Origin of the sequence: Armatimonas sp., from assembly GCF_031410135.1 — a bacterium.
Lineage (GTDB): Bacteria > Armatimonadota > Armatimonadia > Armatimonadales > Armatimonadaceae > Armatimonas.
Map to the genome: position 1 here is coordinate 1 of NZ_JANNYP010000843.1, position 5,534 is coordinate 5,534.

Annotated in this window: 6 protein-coding genes and 1 pseudogene; 5 read left to right on the forward strand and 2 right to left on the reverse strand. The window is 59.5% G+C overall.

The genetic code is table 11. The features are described 5' to 3' along the window. A pseudogene (locus RMO15_RS30465) lies at nt 1-318 on the reverse strand (hypothetical protein); the annotation flags it as partial. A gap of 78 nt (nt 319-396) precedes the next feature. Here RMO15_RS30465 and coaD point away from each other — a divergent pair. The 4 genes from coaD to RMO15_RS30485 are packed head-to-tail and all read left to right on the forward strand — an operon-like array spanning nt 397 to nt 2,690. Next, a complete protein-coding gene (gene coaD, locus RMO15_RS30470) occupies nt 397-903 on the forward strand; it encodes a pantetheine-phosphate adenylyltransferase (protein WP_309722121.1) in 507 nt (168 codons plus the stop codon). Nucleotides 904-917: 14 nt separating this feature from the next. Next, a complete protein-coding gene (locus RMO15_RS30475; RefSeq protein ID WP_309722124.1) occupies nt 918-1,673 on the forward strand; it encodes a hypothetical protein in 756 nt (251 codons plus the stop codon). A 42-nt stretch (nt 1,674-1,715) separates the two neighbouring features. Then, a complete protein-coding gene (locus RMO15_RS30480) occupies nt 1,716-2,366 on the forward strand; it encodes a YceD family protein (protein ID WP_309722126.1) in 651 nt (216 codons plus the stop codon). Between the two features lie 9 nt (nt 2,367-2,375). After that, complete coding sequence (locus RMO15_RS30485) at nt 2,376-2,690, forward strand: hypothetical protein (RefSeq protein WP_309722129.1); 315 nt, start codon at nt 2,376-2,378, stop codon at nt 2,688-2,690. Here RMO15_RS30485 and recN read toward each other — a convergent pair. Continuing rightward, nucleotides 2,687-4,342 carry a DNA repair protein RecN gene (recN, locus tag RMO15_RS30490; RefSeq protein WP_309722132.1) on the reverse strand — a complete coding sequence of 552 codons (1,656 nt, stop codon included), beginning with the start codon at nt 4,340-4,342 and terminating at the stop codon, nt 2,687-2,689. The genes RMO15_RS30485 and recN overlap by 4 nt on opposite strands. A 74-nt stretch (nt 4,343-4,416) precedes the next feature. On the opposite strand from recN, the gene RMO15_RS30495 reads away from it, so the two are divergent. Further along, entirely contained in the window at nt 4,417-5,424 is a 1,008-nt protein-coding gene (locus RMO15_RS30495) for a hypothetical protein (protein WP_309722134.1), read from the forward strand. Nucleotides 5,425-5,534: the final 110 nt, after the last annotated feature.

The window sequence follows — 5,534 nt, forward strand, 5'->3', positions numbered from 1 at the left end:
GGCGCTTCCGACGGCAGCGGCGACTCCGGCGATGGTCTGGGCGATGCGTTTCTGGCGGATCGCGGTGGTGCCCACGGGGCAGTCCTTGGTCATCACGGTGCCATCCATGCGGCGGTAGAAGCGCACGCAGAGACGTCCCTCGGAGTTTCTCAGAAGCGTCTCTGCCTCGGAGGCGCTCATCTCCGAGAGGTTGTAGACCTTGTGCTGGCAGCGCTCGCAGGAGCGGACTTGGTCGGTGCCGGGCATGGCGTCCCAGCTTTCATGGCACGGGGCGGCAACCTGGACGCCGCGCAGAAGGGAGTTCGTGTTTCGTTTCATGGCAATTTAGTTCCATCTTTTTTGTAAAGGGTTCAAATATTGTAAAAAACTCTTAAAATTGCGGTAGAATGGCCTATCGTGGGCCAACCTATCACGGCAGTTTACCCAGGGTCTTTTGACCCAGCAACTAACGGCCACCTCGATATTATCGAGCGTGCCGCAGGAACCTTCGACCGTCTCTTAGTCGCGGTCGGACGAAACTCCACTAAGAATGTGCTTTTTACTCCCGAAGAGCGCATTGTAACTCTCCAAGAATGTGTGGCTTCACTGCCGAATGTGGAAGTGACAAGCTTCGATGGATTACTGGTGAACTTTGTTCGTGAGCAAGGATCTCATGTGATTGTGCGTGGTCTGCGGGCTGTCTCGGACTTTGAGTTTGAGTTCCAGATCGCGCTGGCCAACCGGCAGATGGCACCTGATATTGAGACCTATTTTTTAATGACGAGTGCGGAGTATCTCTATCTCTCGTCTTCGATTGTGAAAGAGATTGCGCGCCTGGGTGGCGACATCTCCGCGCTAGCACCCGAACCGGTGCAGCGCGCGTTGAAAACCCGATTTTTACGGGAAGGAGCGGTATCGTCATAGATACGCTGAAGTGTTTGGAGCGCCTGGAGGCGCTCATTGATAATTCGACGGTTGTGATGGGCTTTTCACGGTTTAACCATGATGAGTTCTATGTGCTTGTTCAGAAAGTCCGCGCCTCGTTGCCGGAGGATTTGCGCAAGGCTGGTCTGATCGCTGAGGGGGCAGATCGCGTCCTAGAGAAAGCTGAGTTTGAGGCGCAGGAGCAGCTTCAGAATGCCCGCTCTGTCGCCGAGCAGGAGCTGAGTAGTGCGCAGACCAATGCACGGCAGTTTCTGGAGGCAGCCCACGCGCAAGCCGATCAAGCTAGGGCATCGGGGCGGCGTGATGCGGAGCAGACGATCGAGCTGGGACGTCAAGAAGCCACCAAGATTCTCGACGAGGCACGCCGTAAGACGGATGCGATGATTCAGAACACGGTGATCATGGAGCAGGCTAACTCTCAGGCACGCTCGATCACGAGTGGAGCCGAAGCCGATGCCGAAGTGCTCCGTCGTGAAGCTCGCGCCGATGCGGATACCAGCCGTGCCGAAGCCGAGCGCTATGTTCGCGAGCTACGCACGGAGTCGGAGCGCTACGCCCAGGAGATGCGCCGCGATGCAGATACCTACGCTCGTGAGGTACTGGCAACGGTGGAGCAACAGCTCGATAACCTGGTTTCAGGAGTGGAGCAGAAGATTGGGGGCTTGCGCAGCCAGGTTCAGCGTGGTCGCCAACTACTTGAGCGCACGACCCAGGAAAATGAGCGTCTGGCTAGCGCCACTCGTCGCTAAAGTTTAGCGTATAGGTGCTTGGGGGCGATAAGATGAGTACGTATGTCTAGATTTGCGTATCACATTGACGATGACCCAGGCGAAGGCGGAGTCCTCTCGGCGGACCCTAAGGGCAGTAAGCCCCATGCTCGGGGAGGAAATGGCCTGGCGATTGGTGTGCCAGGCCCCACCGAGCTTCTCCTGGATATTGGCACTCTGGCAAGGACGCCCGGGATGCGCTACACCCACCATTTCGATATTCCCGTGGGGGCAATTAGTGATTTAGAAGCCATGACCCCCGTGACGGGAACCCTGATTCTGAATAACACGGGAGCCGCTTTGCTTCTTAATGGAAGTGTCACCTCTACCCTGGAGATGGAGTGCACCCGCTGCCTCAGCCCGACCCGGCAGCAGGTGGAGACAGAGATTGAAGAGTCGCTGGATCTGATTCCCGAGAACACGGCCTATGCCCAAGGCGAAGTGAAGATCGTGGATGAGAACGTGGAGGCTTCGGTGGTGGAGGGAAGCATTCTCAATGTCGGGGACCTGCTGCGCCAGAATCTCTTGCTGGCCGCCCCGCTTCAGCCGCTTTGTGCCGGTGGCTGCTCCAATGGCGTCTCCGTGCCTGAGGAGGAGCTAGAAGCCGTCGTGGTTACCTCTACCCCCTTATCTGCTCTGGGCGATTTGTGGGCCAAGCGTAGCCAGGAAGGATAGGGAAGGGGAGTGGCCGCTTTCTGGATCGCTCTGATTCCCGTGCTCCTGATTGGCGTTTTACTGGTCGAGCTACTTCTGGTTCATGCGCCGCGTCGTGGGAAGCGTCCCGATATTAAGAACCGCCCGCTCCCCCCGCGCCGCATTGTACGTGTCGTCACTCCCAGCGGCGATATTCTCACCGGTGAGCCCGAGCGCATCGTCGCGTCTCTGGCCCGTCAAGGTTTCTTCGGAGCCAGCGCAGACCCCGACCCCACGGAAGCCTGGCGCTTGCTCGATAGCTGGCGTGCCGTCGGGCGAATCCAGCTTCTGATCGAGTGGAACTAGAGCTTTCCCAGCATCTCGCGAGCATGGGCGAGTACGGTCTCTGAGCCGTTGCCACCGAGCATGCGCGCAAGCTCCTGCACGCGGGACTCGCCGTCTAATGCGACCACACTAACCGTGGTACGGCCTTTTTCGGTGCGCTTCTCGATGAAGAAATGGGCATCGCCACGGGCTGCGATCTGAGGCAGATGGGTGATGCAGAGGGTCTGGGCAGACTTTCCGAGTGCGTGAAGTTTCTCGGCAAGTGTCGTGGCGGTGCGTCCTCCGATTCCGGTGTCAATCTCATCAAAGACCAGAGTCGGTGGGGCGACGTGCTTGCTCATGACGGACTTTAGTGCGAGCATGACGCGAGAAAGCTCTCCTCCCGAGGCGATCTTAGCGAGCGGCTTGAGCGGCTCGCCGGGGTTGGGAGAGATCAGAAACTCCAGGGCATCCGCACCGCCAGGGCCGGGCTCGCGTGGCTCAATTGAGACGGCAAACCGGGTGGCCGCCATCGCGAGGTCTTTTAGCTCATTCTGAATTCCTTTGGCAAACGGCTCGGCGGCTTTCTTGCGGGCCTTGGTCAGCACCGCGGCGCGTTTCTCCACTTCCGCAAAGGCGGCTTTCTCCAGCGCTTCCAGCTCTGCCAGGCGCTCCTCCGCGTTTTCGAGAGTGCTCAGCTTCTGCCCGATTTCCTCGCGGTAGCTGAGAATATCTGCGGTACTCTCCCCGTACTTGCGCTTGAGGCTCTTGAGCGTGTCGAGGCGATCTTCGATTTGGGTGAGGCGATTCGGGTTGAACTCGACGGAGTCTCGGTAGGTGCGCACTTCCCGCATGGCATCGTCAGCGGCGTAGAGGGCGCTATTAAGCGACTCTAAGATACTGGAAAGCCCCTCATCGAATTTTTGCGCCCGCTCGATCTCCCGTACGGCCTGCGAGAGCCCGTCTAGCGCACCGCCTTGTAGGGCACCGTACGCCGCCGCCGATGCCGCATGAAGACGCTCGGCGCTCCCGAGGCGCAGCTTCTCGGCTAATAAGTCTTCGTCCTCGCCTGGCACCAGAGAAGCGGCGTCTATCTCATCGCGCTGGTAGCTATACAGATCCAGGTTGCGGGCACGCTCACGGGCCTCACGCAGGAGCGCCTCGCGCTCACCACGAACCGCCGTGTAGCTATCCCATGCCGCGACGACGGTTGCTCTCAGTACCTCGGTCTCCGAGCCGCACCAGGCATCGAGCAGCTCGACATGGCGCTCGACTACCATCAGCGACTGGTGCTCGTGTTGACCGTGGATGTCCACCAGCGCATCCCCGATGATCTTGAGGGTTGCCACGGTGACGGTGCGCCCATTGATCCGAGCATTGCTCTTTCCCGTGGCGCTCAGCTCGCGAGAGAGAATAAGCAGGCCGTCTTCGGGTTCGATTCCTGTGGTTTCCAGTGCGGGGCTGAGGCGTGGGTCGCCGGTGGTCACCGTGAAAACCGCCTCGACGCGGGCTTTATCGGCACCGTGGCGCACCGAGTCCGCGCTCGTGCGCTCCCCAAGCACCATCCCGAGTGCATCAAGCAAGATAGACTTGCCCGCCCCGGTCTCTCCGGTCAGCAGGTTCAGTCCGGCTCCAAAGCGAAGCCGCACCCGCTCGACCAGGGCAAAGTTCTCAACAGATAGTTCCGTAAGCATAATGACGCGAAAGAATTATACCGCCAGAGACTCCCCGCTGGAGCGCTAAATCGGAAAGCGGCTTATAATGCCCCGTGAGTTTTGAGTGGTTGGAGCAAGTCGGGGAGGAGCGTGAGATTGCAGTCTCGACACGGGCGCGGCTGGCACGAAACCTGGCAGAGTTTCCGTTTCCCCACCGGGCAAGTGTGACGGAGCGCAAGCGGGTGGCGCAGCTCGTGCGAGAGGCAGCAAAGGCGGGAGAGCTTGCCCAGCTCAAGCCCTACGAGCTAGAAAAGCTAGAGAAAAACCAGCGCCTGGCCTTGGTGGCAGCGCAGCGCATCTCTCCACAGATGGCAGATGGTACACCAGGCCGCTGGGCGCTACTGGCCGCGGATGGCTCGTTTTCGATCTTAGTGAATGAAGAGGATCACCTACGCCTCCAAGCCCTTGCGCCCGGCTGTGAGCCACAAAAAGTCTTTGAGCGGGTAAGCGCGGCGGAGCGGCTTCTTGCACGTGGGCTGGAGCTGGCCTGGGACGACCGCTTGGGATTTTTGACTACCTCTCTTGCCAATGTCGGGACGGGACTGCGGCTCTCAGTCTTGTTGCACTTGCCTGCCTTGACGCTGCTCAAGGAGCTAGAGCCCCAGAAAGAGGCGGTCTGTCTGCTCGGGGGGACGATCCGTGGTGTGCATGGTGAGGGCTCACTTCCCACCGGTGCACTCTACCAGATCAGCCATGAGATCACTTATCGACCCGAGAACGATCCCTTGCTCTTTGTCCGTAGCGTTCAAGGTGCGGCGCAAGTTCTCATTGCCGCCGAGCAGTCCGCCCGTGAGCGGCTTTTAGTGCGTCACCCCTACAGCCTGCGCACGAGCTGGGAGCAGGCCGCCGCGCGGATTCGTGAGGCGGACCTACTCGAAGAGAGTGAGGCACTGGAGCTGCTCTCTAACCGGCGACTCTCCGGAGTGCTGGCCCTCACGGAGCCTCTGGCGCCGACGGAGTTTGCGGAGGCATTATTAGAGCTGGGCAAGGGCAGTGGCTCCCGACTAGGGCTGGCCCGTGCAGCGCTTCTACGCCGCTACTTGCCGCTGTCACTGCGCTGACTGTGGGAATTTTTTGAACTCCCCATTCGTATAAATAAGCATGAGAGAGTTTGCAAAAAAACTGGCCACTTTTGGCGTTTGCTCCCTTGGTCTGGGAGCGGGATTTGGAG